Source organism: Nocardia noduli, assembly GCF_019038455.1.
GTDB classification, from domain to species: Bacteria; Actinomycetota; Actinomycetes; order Mycobacteriales; family Mycobacteriaceae; genus Nocardia; species Nocardia noduli.
This window is the reverse complement of the sequence record NZ_JAFMPL010000003.1, coordinates 174,596-193,064: the sequence shown is the minus strand read 5'-3', so window position 1 is coordinate 193,064 and position 18,469 is coordinate 174,596. Positions and strand designations below refer to the sequence as shown.

The 18,469-nt window shown below is 68.3% G+C and carries 16 protein-coding genes; 10 read left to right on the top strand and 6 right to left on the bottom strand.

Going from position 1 to position 18,469, the window contains the following annotated elements; translation table 11 throughout:
* Positions 1–200 precede the first annotated feature (200 nt).
* Positions 201–1,142 (bottom strand): TauD/TfdA dioxygenase family protein, encoded by a 942-nt coding sequence (locus tag JZ792_RS03950; RefSeq protein ID WP_216906905.1) that lies wholly within the window; start codon positions 1,140–1,142, stop codon positions 201–203.
* A gap of 236 nt (positions 1,143–1,378) precedes the next feature.
* Between JZ792_RS03950 and JZ792_RS03945 the strand changes: the two genes are divergently transcribed.
* The 5 genes from JZ792_RS03945 to JZ792_RS03925 all read left to right on the top strand — a co-directional run bounded on the left by JZ792_RS03945 (position 1,379) and on the right by JZ792_RS03925 (position 9,156).
* The gene (locus JZ792_RS03945; RefSeq protein ID WP_216906903.1) at positions 1,379–3,424 is read left to right on the top strand and encodes an ABC transporter ATP-binding protein; all 2,046 of its coding nucleotides are present in this window, start codon (positions 1,379–1,381) and stop codon (positions 3,422–3,424) included.
* Entirely contained in the window at positions 3,421–5,262 is a 1,842-nt protein-coding gene (locus JZ792_RS03940) for an ABC transporter ATP-binding protein (protein ID WP_216906901.1), read from the top strand. Before JZ792_RS03945 ends, JZ792_RS03940 begins: the two co-directional genes overlap by 4 nt.
* A 35-nt stretch (positions 5,263–5,297) precedes the next feature.
* Positions 5,298–6,614: an NtaA/DmoA family FMN-dependent monooxygenase gene (locus JZ792_RS03935; RefSeq protein WP_254189232.1), complete on the top strand. Its 1,317-nt coding sequence runs from the start codon at positions 5,298–5,300 to the stop codon at positions 6,612–6,614.
* A gap of 37 nt (positions 6,615–6,651) precedes the next feature.
* Entirely contained in the window at positions 6,652–7,794 is a 1,143-nt protein-coding gene (locus JZ792_RS03930; protein ID WP_254189231.1) for a terpene synthase family protein, read from the top strand.
* 120 nt (positions 7,795–7,914) lie between these two features.
* Entirely contained in the window at positions 7,915–9,156 is a 1,242-nt protein-coding gene (locus JZ792_RS03925) for a diguanylate cyclase domain-containing protein (RefSeq protein WP_308165131.1), read from the top strand.
* Between the two features lie 21 nt (positions 9,157–9,177).
* On the opposite strand, the gene JZ792_RS03920 is transcribed toward JZ792_RS03925, so the two are convergent.
* Entirely contained in the window at positions 9,178–10,059 is an 882-nt protein-coding gene (locus JZ792_RS03920; RefSeq protein WP_308165130.1) for a hypothetical protein, read from the bottom strand.
* Positions 10,060–10,410: 351 nt separating this feature from the next.
* On the opposite strand from JZ792_RS03920, the gene JZ792_RS03915 reads away from it, so the two are divergent.
* On the top strand, positions 10,411–10,956 hold the full coding sequence (locus JZ792_RS03915; RefSeq protein WP_232839617.1) for a hypothetical protein: 546 nt from the start codon (positions 10,411–10,413) through the stop codon (positions 10,954–10,956).
* A gap of 81 nt (positions 10,957–11,037) precedes the next feature.
* Here the strand turns inward: JZ792_RS03915 and JZ792_RS03910 are convergent, their stop codons facing one another.
* The 4 genes from JZ792_RS03910 to JZ792_RS03895 form a co-directional block, all read right to left on the bottom strand.
* Positions 11,038–12,648 (bottom strand): succinic semialdehyde dehydrogenase, encoded by a 1,611-nt coding sequence (locus tag JZ792_RS03910; RefSeq protein WP_216906895.1) that lies wholly within the window; start codon positions 12,646–12,648, stop codon positions 11,038–11,040.
* A 99-nt stretch (positions 12,649–12,747) separates the two neighbouring features.
* Complete coding sequence (locus tag JZ792_RS03905; protein ID WP_216906893.1) at positions 12,748–12,951, bottom strand: ferredoxin; 204 nt, start codon at positions 12,949–12,951, stop codon at positions 12,748–12,750.
* Complete coding sequence (locus tag JZ792_RS03900) at positions 12,948–13,742, bottom strand: SDR family oxidoreductase (RefSeq protein ID WP_216906891.1); 795 nt, start codon at positions 13,740–13,742, stop codon at positions 12,948–12,950. The genes JZ792_RS03905 and JZ792_RS03900 overlap by 4 nt, the downstream gene beginning before the upstream one ends.
* Positions 13,742–14,947, bottom strand: a complete 1,206-nt coding sequence (locus tag JZ792_RS03895; protein ID WP_216906889.1) for a cytochrome P450 — start codon at positions 14,945–14,947, stop codon at positions 13,742–13,744. The genes JZ792_RS03900 and JZ792_RS03895 overlap by 1 nt, the downstream gene beginning before the upstream one ends.
* A 296-nt stretch (positions 14,948–15,243) precedes the next feature.
* Between JZ792_RS03895 and JZ792_RS03890 the strand changes: the two genes are divergently transcribed.
* The 4 genes from JZ792_RS03890 to JZ792_RS03875 are packed head-to-tail and all read left to right on the top strand — an operon-like array spanning position 15,244 to position 18,387.
* On the top strand, positions 15,244–15,384 hold the full coding sequence (locus JZ792_RS03890; protein WP_216906887.1) for a hypothetical protein: 141 nt from the start codon (positions 15,244–15,246) through the stop codon (positions 15,382–15,384).
* On the top strand, positions 15,381–16,271 hold the full coding sequence (locus JZ792_RS03885) for an NAD(P)-dependent oxidoreductase (RefSeq protein WP_216906885.1): 891 nt from the start codon (positions 15,381–15,383) through the stop codon (positions 16,269–16,271). Before JZ792_RS03890 ends, JZ792_RS03885 begins: the two co-directional genes overlap by 4 nt.
* Positions 16,272–16,322: 51 nt before the next feature.
* Entirely contained in the window at positions 16,323–17,789 is a 1,467-nt protein-coding gene (locus JZ792_RS03880; RefSeq protein ID WP_216906883.1) for an FAD-dependent oxidoreductase, read from the top strand.
* Positions 17,790–17,808: 19 nt separating this feature from the next.
* The gene (locus JZ792_RS03875; protein ID WP_109524384.1) at positions 17,809–18,387 is read left to right on the top strand and encodes a TetR/AcrR family transcriptional regulator; all 579 of its coding nucleotides are present in this window, start codon (positions 17,809–17,811) and stop codon (positions 18,385–18,387) included.
* Positions 18,388–18,469: the final 82 nt, after the last annotated feature.

Sequence of the window (18,469 nt, the reverse complement as noted above, 5' to 3'; positions counted from 1 at the left end):
CCAATGCTAGCGCCACGGCCCCCCGTTGTCGCGCTGGATCCGATCTCCGACGCGCCGTGTCGCGAGAGTCACTCCGACTGGACACGCCGAGTCGACGGTGCCCCGGACACGCCGAGCGGCCACCGGCGATGCCGGTGACCGCGTTTCGATGGTGTGTCCGAATCCCCCTGCCGTTCAGGGCTCTTCGCCGCGCGCGGCGGTCAGGCGCCGAGGAAGGCGTCACCCTCGAGCGATTCGGAGAGCCGCCCGTCCACACCACGGGGGACATCGCCCTCGATAGTCACCCGGTACAACACCCGGTCGTAGCCGAGGTGGCCCGCGTCGGGAATGGCGAGATGCGCGGTGGCGCGGTTGTCCCAGAACGCGACGCTGCCCGGCGCCCAGCGGAAGCGCACCGTGTACTCGGTGCGAGTGGCTTCCTCCCACAGCGCGTCGAGCAGGTGGGAACTCAGGCGAGGGCCGAGATTGCGCACCGTCTTGGTCTTGCGGGTGAAACCGGGGCTGACGAACAGCGCCCGCTCCCCCGTTTCCGGATGCACGCGCACCACCGGATGATAGGTGCGCAACGGCTTGCCGTCGATCACCGCCGCCCGCGTGCTGCCCTGGGTCGCGCGGTTCTCGAAGGTGTGCTCGGCGTCGAGGACGTCGGCGAAGGCGCGCACCTCGGCGGGCAGGTTCTCGTAGGCGGCGACCAGATTCGTCCAGGCGGTGTCGCCGCCGAACGGGGGCAGGATGTCGGCGCGCAGGATGGAGAAGGCGGGCGGATTGATCAGCGCGGTGACGTCGGTGTGCCAACTGCTGTCGTAGGAGGTCCGCTTGCGCCCGTACTGCGTGCCGTAGCGACGGCTGTCGATCGGCAGGATCTCCGGGAAACCCTCCGGCGGGTTCTCCTCGTACGGATGGGCCGGGGTGACCTTTCCGAACCGGCGTGCGAAGGCGATCTGTTCCGCGTGCCCGATCGTCTGATCGCGGAAGAACACCACCTTCCATTTCAACAATGCCTGCCGAATTTCCGCGATCACCTGATCGGAAAGTTCCTCGGAAAGGTCGACACCGGATATCTCAGCGCCGGTATACCCGGACTGCGGCGCTACCGTGATCGTCGATTCCGTCGAAATCTGTTCTGTCGCCGCGATTGTCATCGGACCCACCACCTGATTCGCTCGGGGAGAACATGTCCTGACCAGGCTAGGACGGACGGGGAAATCCCTGACGGGTTGCGATCGGCAAGATTGTCTACACCATTCTTGAAGTTTCTCTTGACGGAGTTTCCGACCAGAATTTTCGATCACCCTGATCCAGTTCATTGCCCGAGGCAACGAATTTCGCGCACTGTTGTCCTGGCGTGTGTGTTCGAAAAGCAGGAGGTTTCCCGATCATGAGCTACGGCAGAGGCGCATTGCTCGCCGGAGCGGATACCGGGACCGGCGGCGACGTCCGCACCCTGCGTACCGGCCTGGCGATGATGGCGCGCGGATGTGCCCGCATGCCGGGAGCGGCCGCGATAGCGATCGGCTCCGGACTCACCAACGCGGTGTGCATGGTGCTGGCCGCCAAAGCGATCGGCTGGAGTACCGAACACGTCGTCGTCGCGGGCTTCGCCGAGGATCGATTCCTGGTTGGCGCGGCCACGACGGGCGCGCTGTTCGTCCTCGCGGTCTCGCTGCTGCGCATCCTGACGATCATCTCCCGTGGCGTCGCGACCGGCGTCGTCCAGTACCACAACGAGGCCGCGACCAGGAAGGCCGTCACCGCGGCCTACCTGCGGCTGGGCGTCTCGTGGCACCGCAGGCATTCGGCGGGCGAACTGGTGTCGCGCGCGGTCTCCGACGCCGAGACCGCGTGGGATCCGATGCAGCACTTCCCCTTCGCGGTCGGCATGACGGGCATGCTGCTGCTGGTGATGGCCGATATCGCGCTGGCCGATCCGTGGCTGGCGCTGATCGCGGCGATCCTCATCCCGCTGGTCTTCGCCGCGAACCTGCTGTATCAGCGGGTGCTCGCGCCCCGGGCACGCGCAGCGCAACAACAACGCGCCGTCGTCAGCGGGCTCGCGCACGAGGCGGTCGCCGGACGCCAGGTGATCCGGACCCTCGGCATCACCGAACGCGAGATCGATCGGTTCGCGCGGGCCGCGGACGCCTCACGGGCGGCGAATCGTCGCATGGGCAACGCGGGTGCGATCTTCGATCCGGCGATCGAACTCATGCCGCCGCTGGCCGCGCTGGTGATCCTGGCCGTCGGGGTGGCCCGTGTCGACGCGGGCCATCTCGGAGTCGGCGCCCTGGTCGAGGTCATCTACCTGCTCATCACCACGGCCATTCCGCTCAATGTCATCGCCCGATTCCTCGGTGTGCTGCCGCTCGGGGTCGCCGGACACACCAGGGTCGAACAGATTCTCACCGCGACCGAGCGGCCCGCTCACGGCCGGTCGACGCCCTCGTGGCAACCGGACGGGGTGGCGCTCGAACTCGCCGACGTCGATTTCGGCTATCGCGACGCGGGCGGCGGGCGGGCGCACGCCGATCGCGACGCCGTGCGGGATCTGACGCTCGCCGTCCGCCCGGGGACGGTCGTCGCCGTCGCCGGGGCGACCGGGGCGGGCAAGACCACACTGCTCGCGTTGCTCGCCCACCTGTTGGAAGCCGATCGCGGCGCGGTGTCGGTGGACGGCGTCGACACCCGACTCGTCGCGCCGGAGGCGGTGCGCCGGCGTACCGCGCTCGTCACCCAGAACGCGTTCCTGTTCGCCGATACCGTGCGGGCCAACGTCGTCCTCGACGCGCGACCGACCGGATCCGGTGACGGGACGACACCGCGACCATCCCGGCCGCGGACCGAGGACGACGCGGACGCCGAACTCGATCGGGCGCTGCGCATCGCCGGTGCGGCCGGATTCGTCGCCGGGCTACCGCACGGCGCCGACACCGTCCTCGGTGAGGATGTGCAACTCTCCGGTGGACAGCGTCAGCGGATCGCGTTGGCCAGGGCCGTTTTCCGGCGGCCCGGTCTGCTGCTGCTCGACGACGCCACCTCCGCGCTCGACCCGCTGGTGGAACGCGAGGTGGTCGACGCCCTGCGCGCGGAATACGCGGGCGATGATCGGCGAACCACCGTCGTGCTGGTCGGACACCGCGCAGCCACCATCGCCCTGGCCGACACCGTGGTCTTCCTCGACGGCGGGCGGATTCGGGCGCTGGGCGGACACGAGGAACTGCTCGATTCCGAACCCGGCTACCGCGCGCTGCTCGGCGCCTACTCCGACGGTGACGACGCCGAGGTTGACGAAACAGATACCACCGGTGGGCGATTCCCGACGCGGACCGGCGAGCGTCACGGGCTCGAAGTCGACGCGGTCTACGCTGACCCGCCGCCGCCCGGTCACGGATCCCAACCCGACCTCGCCGTTCGGCGGGCACGGTGAGCACCTCCGAGTACGAGCGGACCACCCCCGAACGCGCCTACGGCACGGCCGCCCTGCTTCGGCGGGTTCGTCGCGACACGACGTTCTCCGGTCGTTCCCTGGTCCTCATCCTGCTGCTCGCGACGGTCGCGGCGTCGGGCCGCATCGTCATCCCGGTCACCATCCAGTACGCGCTCGACCACGCCCTGCTCTCCGATGCCGACGCCGCGACCCGGTCGCGGGTGGTCACCGGTGCGGTGGCCGTCGGGGTCACGGCGGTCCTGCTGGCGATGCTCGCCTCCGCGCTGATGAACCACCGACTGATCCGCGCCGTCGAGCAGGCGCTGTACGAACTGCGGGTCGCGGCGTTCGCCCGCATTCTGCGGCTCTCGCCCGCCGACCCGAGGGCCGAGTCCGGCGGCGCACTGGTCGCGCGCGTCACCAACGATGTCGACGTCGTCACCCTGTACGCGCAGTCCGGCGGAATCACGTTGGTGCAGAACATCGCCCAGATGCTGCTGGCGCTGGCGGTGATGCTGGTCTACTCCTGGCCGCCCGCGGTACTGGTCCTGCTGATCGGCCTCGGTGTCCCGCTGGCCGGGCACAGTTTGCAGCGGTGGGTGGGCCGACGGTTCGACACGGTGCGTCGACGCATCGGCGAACTCTACGCGGGGCTGCTCGAGGTACTCGTCGGCATCGACACCATCCGTGGATACGGCATCGAGGAGCGTATGGGCGAACGCGCCGCCGCGCAGATCGACGGGGTGCGCGACGCGCAGTGCCGCACCCTGTGGCCGATGGGTTTCAACATCTCCATCGGCGAGGTCGCCAGCGGACTGATCACCACCGCGGTACTCGTCGCGGGCACCGCCGCGGGGGTCGGGGTGTTCGGGGTCGGGTTCGGGTTGAGCGCGGGCGATGTCGTGGCCTTCCTGTTCCTGGTCACGTTCTTCGTCCGGCCGATGCAGTTCGCGGTCAGCAGTCTCGCCGACGCGCGCAATGCCGAAGCGGGTTTGCGCCGCGTGGTCGAGATACTCGATCTGGATCAGGTGTCGGGGACAGGCAGCCGGACCGCGTTGCCGGAAGGACCCGCCACCGTCGAATTCCACGGGGTCGGATTCGCCTACGTGACCGGCAGACCCGCGCTACACGATGTCGACCTGCGGATCGCGGAGGGTGAGCACGTCGCCGTGGTCGGTGAGACCGGTTCGGGTAAGAGCACTTTCGCGAAACTGGTGACCAGGCAGCTGCTGCCGGGATCGGGCACCGCGACGCTGTGGGATGTCGATATCGCGGAGATCTCCGACGACGCGCTCACGCGACGCGTCGCCATCGTCCCGCAGGAGGCCTTCCTGTTCGATCGCACCGTCGAGGAGAACATCGCCCTCGGACGTGCGGGCGCCTCGCGTGCCGATGTGCTCGCGGTGCTGGCGCGACTCGGCCTCACCGGCTGGATTCGCGGGCTGCCCCGGGGGCTCGACACCCGCGTCGGTCAACGCGGCGAAGCGCTCTCGGCGGGGGAACGCCAACTCGTCGCCCTGGCCAGGACCGCCATGGTGAACCCGGACCTGCTGGTTCTGGACGAAGCGACCAGCGGGGTGGACGCGGGCACCGACGTGCGGGTGCAGCACGCGCTGGCCGGGCTGACCCACGGCCGGACCACGGTGACCATCGCGCACCGGATGCACACCGCCGAAACCGCCGATCGTGTGCTGCTGTTCCACGACGGGACCGTGGTCGAACAGGGCACGCACGCCGAACTCCTCGCGCGCGACGGTCGCTACGCGCGCCTGCACGCGGTCTGGGCGCGGGATTCGGTCGCGGTCCACCAACGTGTGCCCAGTGACGTCGGCGGCTGACCGCCCACGTATCCCTGTCCGAACGGAGAATCGACATGCCCTCTCGCAGACTGTTCCTCAATGTCGGTGTGAACAGCACCGGCTACCACGGCAATTCGTGGCTGGCCCCGGACGCGGCGTGGGACCGGTTCCTCTCCTTCGACCACTACGTCGAGGTGGCCCGGCTGGCTCACGAAGGGGGCTTCGACGCCGTTTTCCTCTCCGACCACCCCGCATTGCAACGCGCGGACACCAGCAGGCCGCTGCACTCGCTCGACCCGATCGTGCTGTTCACCGCGCTCGCGGCACGGGTGCCCGATATCGGGTTCGTGGTGACGGCGTCGAGCTCCTACAACTCGCCGTACAACCTGGCGCGGCGGCTGTCGAGCATGGATCACATCTCCGGTGGCCGGGTGATCTGGAATGTGGTGTCCAGTTTCAATCCGGATATCGCCGCCAATTTCGGATCGGCTCCGCTGCCGGGTCGCGCGGAGCGATACCGCCGCGCCGAGGAATTCGTCTCGGTGGTCAAGCAGCTGTGGCGCAGCTGGGACCACGACGCCGTCGACACCCCCTCGGCACTCGGCGACCCGCTGTGGTCCGGCGACTCGGTGCGCCCCATCGACCACCACGGCGAATTCTTCGATGTGCGCGGCCCGCTCAATGTGCCGCTCGGACCGCAGGGTCATCCGCTCATCGCCCAGGCCGGGGCATCCGACGCGGGGATCGATCTCGCGGGCCGTCACGCCGACCTGGTGTACGCCGCGTTGCTCGGCAAGCATGCCGCGCGCGAGTTCGGGTCGCAGGTGCGGGAACGGGCCGCGGCGCACGATCGCGATCCGGAGACGGTACGCATCCTGCCCGGTCTCGTCCCGATCGTCGCGGATAGCACCGACGAGGCATTACGTCGCCACGAACACCTCAACGGCCACGCCGACGAGCTCTCGCTGGTGCGCGCCTTCGCCGACCGGCACGGCCTGCCGTTCGATCCGGACGGCATCGTCGTACCGGAGTTGTTCCACTCCGACGAGAACCAGCGGGGCCCGATCGGTTTCACCCGTTCGCTGCACGATCTCGTATCCACCGAGCCGTTGACGTTGCGTCGACTCGCCCGTCGCGTCGACGGCGGCCACCGGCTCGTTCTCGGTACCCCCGCCGAGGTGGCCGAGCAGATCCTCGACTGGTGGCGCGACGACGTGGTCGACGGTTTCACGATCCAGCCGCCCACCCTCCCGCACGACCTGCGCACCTTCGTCGAAAAGGTCGTTCCACTGTTGCGGGCCGAGGGCGCGGTCGCCACCGACTACCCGGAATCCACCGTCCGCGCCCGCTTCGGGCTTCCCGACCCGGTGGCGTCGGCACCGGCCCGCTGACCCGACACCCCCTTTGAACGTGCGTCCAGTCTGTTTCATGGCTACCTTGATGGAAGCGGATGTGATGAGGGGGTTCGTGGTGGTCGAGTGCCTACCCGAGGTCGAGGCGAAGCTCGTGGCGATGCGGGCGGAGTACGAGGAGTTACTGGCCGGCGACGGGTGGTCGTTGCAACGGTTGTTCAGTACCCCCGATTTCGATATCGCCGTGTTCTGCGCGGATTTCCGACCGAACCGGTTCGCGGCCGTCGCGCTGGCCGAGACCGAGAGCTTCTGCCGCCGATACGGCATCTGGCTCGAGTCCACGGGGACGCATTACAACAGCATGACCCCCTACCTGCATCCGAACACGATCTCCCCGGAGCGCATGACGACCATCGGGATCTACAACGCGATCCTGTTCTGGCTCAACGACACCGTGGGTCGCGAGAAATTCGCGAATCTGACCACCCTCGACCAGCGACGCGCGACCCGAACCCTCGGACGTCTGTCCGCGCTACTCGAGACACGCACCGCCGCGACCGATCCCGATCCGGTCGAGGCGGCGGCGGCCGAATTCCTCACGCTGCTGGCCGATTCGGCCGACGCCGCGTGGCTCGACGAATTCCTGGAGTCCACGCGCGCCCATCTGAATACGGCCATCAGGGATCAGAACGCGCGCGCTCGCGGCGGAGTGCTCGGTGTGACGGAGTACATCGACCTCAGGGGCGATGTCTCCGGGATGTATCCCGCGATCGCGCTGTGCGAATTCGGCCGCGACGAGTATCTGCGATGGGAACGGATCCGCGCGGCGGGGCTCGGCGAACCCCTGGCCCGGCTCCGGCGACTGACGGCCGATATCGGGGCGTTGATGAACGATCTGTTCTCCTTCGAGAAGGAATGCATCCGCGACGGGGCGGATTTCAATCTCGTCTCGGTATGGCTGCTGAACACACCGGGCGCCCGCCTCGCCGACGCCGTCGAGGCGACAGCGGGCATCGTGCGCGAACGGTTGATCGAATTCGTCACGCTCCGCGCCCGGATCGAGGCCCTGTGCGACGCGCTGCCGGAACGCGACGTCGCTGTTATGGTCGGCACCCAGGTCGAGGACATGTCGGGGTGCGTGCGAGCCACGTGGGTCTGGCAGCTCACGACCCTCAGATACAAGGGTGCGTCGATCTTCGTCGAGAACCGGATGACCTGATCGTCGTTGTCCTGACCGGGACTTCCGTACGGCCGTTCCGGCGACCGACTATGGTCGAAAGACGCAGCACACCGCCCTCGGCGACCGGAAGCCGCGGGTAAGCGAAGCCGAGGGGATGTGGTGGACGACATCGACCGTGCCGCGCTGGCGCGGACTTGGCGACAGGCCCTTGCCACCGGTGGCATCGAGCGCACCGACACGAGCGCCGACAGTCGTCGACTATCCGGCCTCGTGGATCAGCTGGCCGCGGCCTTGGACGCCGAGCCGTTCGACGCGACCGTCGGCGTCGGGGTGGGCGCGGCGCTCTGGGCGGCGGACTTCACCGACCCGATGGTCCCGATCCTGTCCGCGCCGGTCCTGCACGCACTCGCCGAGGGTAGCGCTCACCCCGACGCCGGTGTCCGGCTCGGTGGCCTGCTGGCCGGACTCGGCCAGGGACACCAGCGCAAGGTCGACGAGGTGAACGAACAGGATGCGCGGTTCCGCGTCCTGTTCGACAGCACCGGTGTGGCGATAGCCATCGGTGACACCGACGGCATACTGGTCGACGCGAACCCCGCCCTCGCCGATATGATCGGCATTCCCGTCGAGCATCTGCGTGGGATCTCCGTCTACGATTTCGCCCACCCCGACGACCGCGACACCATTCGCACCCTGCTGTACGAGAAACTCGTCCCCGCGGGCGAAGGCACCGTCACACTCGACCAACGGCTGGTCCGCGCCGACGGCAGCATCGGATGGATGACCTTCGCCATCACCTACGTCAGGGGATCGCACGGCAGGCCCGATTGCCTGCTCGCCATCGGCGCCGATGTCACCGAACGGCATCTGCTCCAGGAGGAGTTGCACCGGCAGGCCAGGCACGACCCGCTGACCGGCCTGCCGAACCGGCGCTTCCTGCTCGAACGGATCGAGGAGCTGATCACCGACGCGGACGTGGACGCTCGAACCGGTTTGTGCTTCGCCGATCTCGACCATTTCAAACACGTCAACGACCACTACGGCCACCGCGTGGGTGACCGGGTGCTGTCGGAAGCGGCGGACCGCCTCTACCGCGCCGTCCACGAGAGCGGCTGTTTCGTGTGCCGCCTCGGCGGCGACGAATTCGTCGCACTCATCGAGCCGCCGACCGATGGCGACAAGGTCTCCCTGTTCGCCGACCGCATGCTCGCCGCCTTCGACGAGCCCGTCGTCGTCGACGGTATCGAGATCGAGATCTCGGCCAGTATCGGGACCGTGGTCACCTCACTGGCCCACGCCGACGCGGAATCGCTGCTCGACGCCGCGGATACCGGACTGCGCAAGGCCAAGCGAAACAGCAAGGGGCGCTGGGTCATGCATACGCAGCCGCCCTTCGAATGAGCCGCGCGCGGAGATGCCGAATCAGATCTGGGACGCCACCGCGCCGCCGATGAGACCTCCGACCAGTGCGGCCGGTATGCCGACCGCGGCCGCGCCGACGACGGCGCCGATACCCGCGCCGACCGCCATCGCGCCCGCCGCGATCGGGACCGCGGCGATCGCCGTCGCGCCGAGTACGGGGAGTGCGGCGACACCACCCGACGGCACGGCCGTGGCAGCGGTGGCGATGGCACCGCCCGCGGCGGTCCCGGCCACGCCCACACCGAAGCCGACACCGGCGCCGATCAGGCCGCCTCCGACTCCGCCGACGACCGCGGCGGGCACGCCCGCGACAGCGGCGCCGAGCAGCGCGCCCCCGGCGATGGTGCCCGCACGATTCGCGTCGATGCCCACCGACTGCGACGCCGCCGACCACTGGGCTTCGATACCGGCGATGCCGCTGTTCAGCCCGGCCAGCATGTCGGCGGGAACCTCACGCGGAACCGGTGCGCTGAACGCGCCGACACGCAACGTGTGAGCGGGCTCGGGCGAGATGGTCATGGTGTCGGGTGATTCCGGCGCTTCCTGGAGGGCCTGCGGAGACGACGGCGTGTTCTGCGGCGCGGGGTTCGACCGCGGAGGGGCGGGTTCGGCGTGCTGGATCCCGGCGTCGGCCTCCGGATCGACCGCGTCGACCGGGGCATCCGGATCGACGGGGGCATCCGGATCGACGATGGCCGGGCCTGCCTCGGGGCCCGCGGGCCGCGGGGTGACCGAAGGGGTGATGGTGACGCCGGGCTGCGACGGCGACGCGGGGATCGCCCTCGGCTGGATCGGCTGTTCGGGCTGGCTGACGCCGGGCGGTGTCGGTACCGGATCGGCGTTCGCGGTGCCCGCGCATACCACGGCTAGCACGATCGGCACCGCGCTCACCATGGGCTTCACGGCATTGCGTGCCGCGGAGTTCTGTACCCGTCGATGCCGACCTGCCAAGACAAACACTCCCACTACATCATGAACCACACTGCGGTTCAGCACGTCGACCGCTGCGCACGGTCAACCCTCTTCCCGGGCAGTAAGTTACAGCACATAGGCCGGATCGACATACCGCAGGTCGAAGTAAGTTTCGACGCGCCAGGACACGCCGTACGAATCCTAATCGGCGAGGCCCGTTTCCATGTCGTCTCACAGTGGACGGCCGAACCCCGGTGCCACTGCTCCCGCACCCGGCTCGCACGCCGGGCGACTGTCGGTACGGCGGCATACACTGATGCTATGGGTGATTCGATCGGAGTCCGGAGCGAGCGCGTGATGGCGGGGGATGCGGTGGCCGAGGCCCGGGAATATCGACAGATCCCCGCCGATCCACCGACCGCACCGGTCGGGCATCCCGAACTGAGGGTACTGCCGGAATGGCCGCTGGACACCATCGCGGTGCTGGTGACTGCGGCACCGTCGTTGCACGCCATTCCGGTCTCGTGGCCGGTCCGCGCGGGTGATCGCCGAATCCTGTTGAGCCTGCGAAGAAATCGCGGTTCGCTGCTGCGGCTGCGCAGCAATGCCGAGGTGGCGCTGACCATCATCGGCGGTGGCGACGTGGCGCTGTGCGCACGCGGTACCGCGCGGGTGGTGGCCGATCCGATGCCGGGGGCCGAGGATTACGCGGCCGTCGTCATCGATGTCGACGTGATCGACGACCACCGCCAGGGAGCCTTCCTCGTCGAGGCGGGCATCCAGCGCACCGTGGTCGACGAGACCGAACTCGCCTATCTCGAATCCCGGGTCGCGACACTGCGTGAGATGGCCCGCGAACTCGATTGATCCGCCGCCGACGCGATCGGCGAATCGGCCCGCGTGCCATCGGGCCGATTCTCGTCGAGGCACCCGCCGGGGTGTGCCGGATCAGCGCAGTCGGGTGCGGCGCATGAAACGGAGCGTGGCCAGGGTGATCCGGAGCTGGCGGTCGTAGGGCTGACCCGACCGCGCGGCGAGCACCTGACGTTTCTGCACGCCGACGTTGATCGAATCGGTGTATTTCAGCAACCCGCTGTCACCGTGGCGTGATCCGACACCGGATTGCTTCACCCCGCCGGACGGGCTGCCCTTGGACGCGTAGCTGGTGACGAAACCGTCGTTGATATTGATGCTGCCCGCCTGCAACTGCCCGGCGATGCGCCCGGCCCGCGACAGGTCGCGGCTCCAGACACTGGCGTTGAGCCCGTATTCGGTGTCGTTGGCCAGCCGGATCGCTTCCTGTTCGTCGGTGAACGGGTAGACGCTCACCACCGGCCCGAAGGTCTCCAGCGTCGCGTGCGCCATATCGGGGGTGACGTCGGTGAGGACCGTGGCCTCGTAGAAGGCGGGGCCGATATCGGGGCGGGCCTGACCGCCGACCAGTACCGTCGCGCCTTTGTCCCGCGCGTCGTCGACGTGGGCCGCGACCCGCGCCAGATGCTGCGGGGAGACCAGCGATCCGAATTCGGGTGTGTAGTCGTAGGCCGCGCCCATGGTGGCGTTCAGATCGGTCGCCGCCCGGACCAATCGGCGCAGGAATTCGTCGTGAACGCTCTCGTGTACGTAGATGCGCTCGATATGCATACAGGCCTGGCCTGAATTCGCGAAGACGCCGAATACCGCGCCGGGTATCACCTCGTCGAGGTTCGCGTCCGGGAGCACGATCATCGGATTCTTGCCGCCGAGTTCGAGGCTGCATCCGATGAGATTGCGGCCCGCGCTCTCCCCCACCACGCGCCCGGTGGCGGTCGATCCGGTGAACATGACGAAATCGGCGTTGTCGATCAGCGTCGGGCCGATGTCGGGTCCCTCGCCGCAGACCACCTGGAACAGTCCCTCCGGCAGCCCCGCCTTCCGCAGCAGTTCCACACCGAACAGGGCGCACAGCGCGGTCTTGTTGTCCGGCTTGAGCACGACGCCGTTGCCCGCGATGAGCGCGGGCACCGAATCCGACAGGGCGATGGCGAACGGGAAGTTCCACGGCGCGATGACCGCGACGACGCCTTTCGGGCGATGTTCCTCGGTCGAGGTGGTGAACAGCGGCACCGGGCCGCCGCGGCGCGTGGAACGCAGGACCCGGCGCGCGGTCTTGAGGTAGTGGCTGATGACCATGGGGACGTCACAGGATTCCTCGACCGCCATGCGCCTGGTCTTTCCACAGCCGATCTGGATCAGATCGGCGACGGTCTCGCATTCGCGCACCAGCAGTTCGTGCGCGCGTTCGAAGACCGCCAGCCTGCGCTTCAGCGGCCAGGAGGCCCATTCCCGCTGTGCCGCACGGGCTTTCTCGTAGGCGGCGAGAACGTCGTCGGGTCGTGACTGCGGCAGCGGGCCGACCGTCGCGCCGGTGTACACCTCGATCATGTCGTAGGCGGGGAGGGCGTCGGCGCTGTCGGCCGGGGTGGCGGTGACCAGCGCGGTCAGCCCGGCGATCAGTTCCGGGGTGATCCGGGCGGGCAGCGTCGCCACGGGACCGGGTCGGGTTTCGGTTGTACTCATCGACTCTCTCCATTGGGGCTCGGCATCCGGGATGCGGGGTCGGCCGCGCAAATGAAATTAGAACACGTTCTCGGTTCGTGCCTACCGAGAATCCGAGCGTCAGCCGTTTTCGTCGGCCGCGATCGACAGTGCCTGCGTCGGGCAGTAGCGCACGGCGCGCTCGACATCGGCGCGCAGGCTCTCCCCCGGCGACGGATCGAGGATGTCGACGGTGCCGCGTTTGGGCACGGAGAACACCTCCGGCGCCTCGTCCTGACAGACGGCGTGCCCCTGGCACAGATCGGGGTCGACGTGGATTCTCACTCCTTCGCCTCCTCCTTCGGACGCAGCGGCGCTTCGGGCTGCACCTCGACGAGCACCAGGTGCGCCCCGCGCGGGGTACTCACCACCGCGGCCACCGCGGCGGCCAGATCACTCGCGCGCAGCATGTACGGATGCCGGGCGAATCCCCAGTCCTTCCAGTCCTGCAACATCGGCCCGACGACCTCGGGGGTGGAGGTCATCCCCATGCCGGTCAGCGTCGGCCCCGGCCGGACAAGTGAGGCGCGCACACCGGTGCCTTCCAGTTCCATACGCAACTGTCCGGCCATCGCCTCCAGCCCCGCCTTGGCTGCGCTGTACGCGGCGGTGCGCGGGCGCGGCTGGTCGGCGCAATCGGAGCTGATCAGCACGAAATCACCGCGCCTGCGCTCGATCATGCCCGGCAGCACCCGGTGCGCCAGACGCTGCGCGCCCGCAAGATGCACACCGATCTGGTCGACGAATCGCGCCGGATCCATCTCGTGCACCAGCCCGAATTCGATATCCCCCGCGCCGGAGACGAGGATCTCGACCGGACCCAGTTCCTTCTCGGTCGCGGTCACGAAATCGTCGACGGAACCGGTTTCGGAGACGTCGAGCGGATACACGAAGGCGGTGCCCCCGTCGGCCCGGATCCGCGCGGCCAGTTCCTCGCATTTGTCGACCCGGCGCGCGCCGAGCGCGACCGGATGCCCGAGTTCGGCCAGCGTGATCGCGGTCGCGGCGCCGATACCGGAGGACGCGCCCGCCACCATGACGGTCCTGCGTTCGGGATGGGGTTCGAAACGTGGCATCAGCCTGCCTCCACAACGATCGGTAATTTGGCGAATCCGCGGACGCTGGTGGAATGCACCCGCTCGATGCCCGCTGTTTCTACCTCGTAGCGCCGGACCCGTGCGGCGAATTCACCCAGGGCGATATTCGCTTCCAGGCGGGCGAGATGGGCGCCGAGGCAGAAGTGGACACCGGCGCCGAAACTCGTCAGCGCGGCTTTACCCGGACGGCCGATCCGGTAACTGTCGGCGTCGTCGAAGGCCTCGGTATCGCGATTGGCCGATCCGATGAGCAGCAGGACCTTGGAATTCGCCGGAATGGTGCCGTACGGGTATTCGATATCGACGGTCGCGGTGCGCGCGAGGATCTGGCTGGACGCGTCGTAGCGCAGGGTCTCCTCGACCCAGTCCGAGACCAGGTCCCGGTCGGCCGTCACCTCCGCGTACTCCCCCGGATTCAGTCCGGCCCAGTACAGGGCGTTGCCGAGGAGTTTGGTCGTGGTCTCGTTCCCCGCGACGACCATGAGGAACAGGAAGCCGATGATCTCCTCGTCGGTCAGCCTGTCGCCGCTCATCTCCGCGTCAAGCAGCGCCGAGGTCAGGTCGTCGGCGGGTTTCCTGCGCCGGTCGGCGACCAGTTCGGTGTAGTAGGTGATCAGGGTGATGGAGGCGTGCGCGGCGGCCATGGGCACATCGAGTACCCCGTCGTCCCGATGCACCACCAGATCGGCGAGTCGGCGGATCTCGGCCCGGTCTGCGACCGGCACGCCCATCAGTTCGGAGATCACATCCATCGGCAGTTTGCCCGCGACCTCGTCGATCCAGTCGAAACGGCGTTCGGCCAGCGCCGGTTCCAGATACGAGACGGTCAGATCCCTGATGCTGTCTTCCATCGCCGCCACGCGCTTGGGGGTGAACCCCTTGAAGACGAGTTTGCGCATCCGGACGTGACGCGGGTCGTCCATGGCGAGGAAGGACATCACCTTGTGCGCGTGCGGCCCCCACGCGGCCGGGTCGAGCGAGACGCCGTTGGCGCTGGAGAGCCGATGATGGTCGCGGAATCCGGCGGTGACGTCGGCGTGCCTCGACAGCGCGTAGAAACCGATATCGGCGTTGTGATAGAGCGGCGCTTCGGTGCGAAGCCGCTGATACGTGGGGTACGGGTCGTCGTGGAAGCGGTAGTCGTACGGATCGAAGGTCAGCGGCTCCAACGACGCGGCGGTCATCGTGCACCTCCGAAAATCGAGTACGCGTTCGCTACGCAGCGACGCTCCGCCGAGCCACTGGGAGACACATAGCTGGACATGTGTCTGGACACTACCAGCGCAATCGGTCCGAGACAATGCTCGCTTTTGCTGATGCTCGAACCCGGCGATCTACCGGCGCGAACCCGGACGATCGGCAACTGTTCCATATCGGATCCACCCGACCGCGACGGGACATTCTGAAACCTGTTCTTGCGCCATCCGACGCGACGAGCCTATATTTCCGTACACGTGTCCAGACAGCTCAGGAGTCCCGCATGACCCGTTTCACGGGAAGATCCGCCGTCGTCGCCGACGCGGCACCGACCGGCGGCGCGGCAAACGCGCCCGCGTGGTCCGACAACACTTGCTCGGGTACCGGGCAGATCTCCGACGGCAGGCAGGAGTCGCGGGCATGACCGATCGCGTGGGTTTCATCGGGTTGGGCAATATGGGCGCGCCCATGGCGAAACGGCTGCTGGACCGGCCGGGCGGGCTCACCGTCTGCGATATGCGTCCCGAAGTCGTCGTCACCTACACCGACGCCGGGGCGAACGCGGCCGAGACACCGGCGGCCGTGGCCGAACAGTCCGAGGTCATCAGCATCGCGGTGGTCGACGACGCGCAGGTGCGCGGTGTCGTCGACGGACCCGACGGCATTCTGCGGACCGCGAAACCGGGTTCGGTGATCGCCGTGCATTCCACCATCAGCGACGCCACCGCCGAGGAACTCGCCGGAATCTGCGCCTCGCACGACGTCGAATTCGTGGACGCGCCGGTCAGCGGCGGTGCGCCCGGCGCCAATCGCGGCGTGCTCGCCGTGATGGTCGGCGGCACCGAAACCGCCTTCCAGCGGGTGCGCGAGCCGTTCGGCGCGTTCGCCGACCTGATCGTGCACGCGGGTCCGGTCGGCGCGGGCACACGTATGAAGTTGGCGCGCAACCTGCTTCACTTCGCGGCCTTCACCGCCGCGACCGAGGCGCAGCGCCTGGCCGAGGCGGCCGGTCTCGACATCGCCGCACTCGGCAAGGTGGTACGCCACTCCGACGCGGTGACCGGTGGCGCGGGAGCCATCATGCTGCGCGACACCACGGCCGCGATCGAGGAGGGCGATTTCTGGCTGCCGATCCTCAGTCACGCCCGCGACCTCGGAGAGAAGGATCTGTCGCTGGCGATGGAACTCGGCGAACGCCTCGGTGTCGCGCTGCCCTTCGCCGAACTCGCGATCGACGGCCTCGGAATCGGCCTGGGCGTCGGCACCGGCCCGATCGCCACCAAGAAGCGCTCCGGCGGATCGCCCGCGTGAGCGACATGGCCGCACAGACCGAAACAACCGAGAAGTAAGGACTCCCGACAGATGGCCGACACCTCCCTTCGCCCGCTGCCCGCCGCCGAGGTCACCGACTGGACGCATACCGCCGACGTCGTCATCGCCGGATACGGCATCGCGGGCGTGTGCGCCGCGATCGAGGCCGCTCGCGCGGGCGCGAGTGTGCTGATCCTGGAACGCACCGGCGGCTGGGGCGGCGCGGCCGCGATGGCGGGCGGGTTCATCTACCTCGGCGGCGGTACCCCGTTGCAGCAGGCCCTCGGCTTCGAGGACACCACCGAGAACATGGAGAAATTCCTGCTCGCCGCGATCGGGGCGGGCGCGGACAAGGAGAAGATCGCCGACTACTGCCGCGGCAGCGTCGAGCACTACTCCTGGCTGGTGGCCAACGGGGTGCCCTTCCGCGAGGCGTTCTGGGGCGAGCCCGGCTGGGAGCCCCCGCACGACGAAGGTCTCATGTACTCCGGCGGCGAGAACGCCGCGCCGTTCAACGCCATCGCGAAACCCGCTCCGCGCGGCCATGTCCCGCAGATGGTCGACAAACGGATCGGGCAGCGCAGCGGCGGGTACATGCTGATGAAACCGCTGGCCGAAACCGCCGAATCCCTCGGCGTGCGCGCCGAATTCGACACCCGCATCCGCAGGTTGGTCGTCGACGAGGACGGCCGGGTCGTCGGTCTGCGCGCGACCCGCTTCGGGGACGAGATCACCGTGCGCGCCGAACGCGGCGTGGTGCTCGCCACCGGCAGTTTCGCCTACCAGGAGAAGATGATCGAGGGCTACGCGCCACGACTGATCGGTCGACCGGCGGCGGCCATCGAGGAACACGACGGCATCGGGATCCGGCTGGCGCAGGCCTTGGGCGCCGATCTCGCCCACATGGACGCGACCGAGGTCGCCTTCTTCGCCGATCCGCAGATGCTGGCCAGGGGCATCCTGGTCAACGGCCGCGGCCAGCGCTACGTCCCCGAGGACACCTACGGCGGCCGGATCGGGCAGCTCACGCTGATGCAGCAGGACAACCAGGCGTATCTGATCCTGGACGAGGAGTCCTACGAACAGGCACTGGCGACGGTGAGCGCCACCCCGTTCTTCCGGCAACCGCCGAAATGGGCGGCCGAGACGGTCGCCGAATTGGAGGCGGATATGGGTCTGCCGACGCTGGCGCTGCAATCCACGGTGGAGTGCTACAACCGCCACGCCGCCGAGGGCTCGGATCCGCTGCTGGGAAAGAAGCCGGAATGGGTGCGCCCGCTGCGTGGTTCGCTGGCGGCCTTCGATCTGCGCGGTTTCACCGCGGGGTTCACCCTGGGCGGACTTCGCACCGATCTGGATTCCCGGGTCCTGCACGTGGCGGGCGATCCCATTCCCGGCCTGTTCGCCGCGGGACGGTGCACGTCGGGGATCGCGACCGGCGGCTATGTCAGCGGCGCGTCACTCGGCGACGGTAGTTTCTACGGACGGCGTGCGGGCATCGCGGCCGCGAAGAGCTGACCAGGTAGTATCCAGACATATGTCCGAGCCCGAGTCCATCATCCGCGAGGCGACCCGTCGTCGCCTCACCGGCAAACAAGCCGATACCGTCGACAAACTCACCAAGGCGGCGGTGGAGGTGCTGGCCCGCGAGGGGTTCGCGGGCATGACGATTCGTCTGGTCGCGGCCGCCGCCGGGGTGGGAACCGCGACGGCATACACCTATTTCTCCTCCAAGGAGCATCTGGTCGCCGAGATCTTCTGGCGGCGGCTGATGGCGGCGCCCTCCCCCGTCAGCGAAGATCCCGACCCGACGGTCCGGGTGGTCGCCGAACTGCGCGATATCGCGATGCTCGTCGCCGATGAACAGGAGTTGTCCGGGGCGGTCACCAGCGCCCTGCTCGGGCGCGATCCCGACGTCGAACACCTGCGTATCCGCATCGGCGCGGAGATCCGCCGACGCATCATCACCGCGCTGGGCTCCGACGCCGATCCCGACGTCGTGGAATCACTGGAACTGCTCTACGCGGGGGCGTTGGTCCGGGCGGGGATGGGGTACGGATCCTATTCCGAGATCGCCGACCGCATCGAGAAATCCGCGCTGCTGATCCTGCACTAGCACCGTCGCGGCAACTTCGGTCACGTTCGGCCGATTCGAACCCACCGCACCGCCCGATGCTCGTATGTTCTGGCGTAGGTCG

What these genes read in the sequence shown, in the direction of transcription:
- JZ792_RS03935 (WP_254189232.1), top strand. Translation starts at nt 5,298, where the DNA reads ATGCCCTCTCGCAGACTGTTCCTCAATGTCGGTGTGAACAGCACCGGC.
- JZ792_RS03910 (WP_216906895.1), bottom strand. Translation starts at nt 12,648, where the DNA reads ATGAGTACAACCGAAACCCGACCCGGTCCCGTGGCGACGCTGCCCGCC.
- JZ792_RS03885 (WP_216906885.1), top strand. Translation starts at nt 15,381, where the DNA reads ATGACCGATCGCGTGGGTTTCATCGGGTTGGGCAATATGGGCGCGCCC.
- JZ792_RS03950 (WP_216906905.1), bottom strand. Translation starts at nt 1,142, where the DNA reads ATGACAATCGCGGCGACAGAACAGATTTCGACGGAATCGACGATCACG.
- JZ792_RS03895 (WP_216906889.1), bottom strand. Translation starts at nt 14,947, where the DNA reads ATGACCGCCGCGTCGTTGGAGCCGCTGACCTTCGATCCGTACGACTAC.
- JZ792_RS03875 (WP_109524384.1), top strand. Translation starts at nt 17,809, where the DNA reads ATGTCCGAGCCCGAGTCCATCATCCGCGAGGCGACCCGTCGTCGCCTC.
- JZ792_RS03915 (WP_232839617.1), top strand. Translation starts at nt 10,411, where the DNA reads ATGGGTGATTCGATCGGAGTCCGGAGCGAGCGCGTGATGGCGGGGGAT.
- JZ792_RS03880 (WP_216906883.1), top strand. Translation starts at nt 16,323, where the DNA reads ATGGCCGACACCTCCCTTCGCCCGCTGCCCGCCGCCGAGGTCACCGAC.
- JZ792_RS03930 (WP_254189231.1), top strand. Translation starts at nt 6,652, where the DNA reads ATGGCTACCTTGATGGAAGCGGATGTGATGAGGGGGTTCGTGGTGGTC.
- JZ792_RS03945 (WP_216906903.1), top strand. Translation starts at nt 1,379, where the DNA reads ATGAGCTACGGCAGAGGCGCATTGCTCGCCGGAGCGGATACCGGGACC.
- JZ792_RS03900 (WP_216906891.1), bottom strand. Translation starts at nt 13,742, where the DNA reads ATGCCACGTTTCGAACCCCATCCCGAACGCAGGACCGTCATGGTGGCG.
- JZ792_RS03890 (WP_216906887.1), top strand. Translation starts at nt 15,244, where the DNA reads ATGACCCGTTTCACGGGAAGATCCGCCGTCGTCGCCGACGCGGCACCG.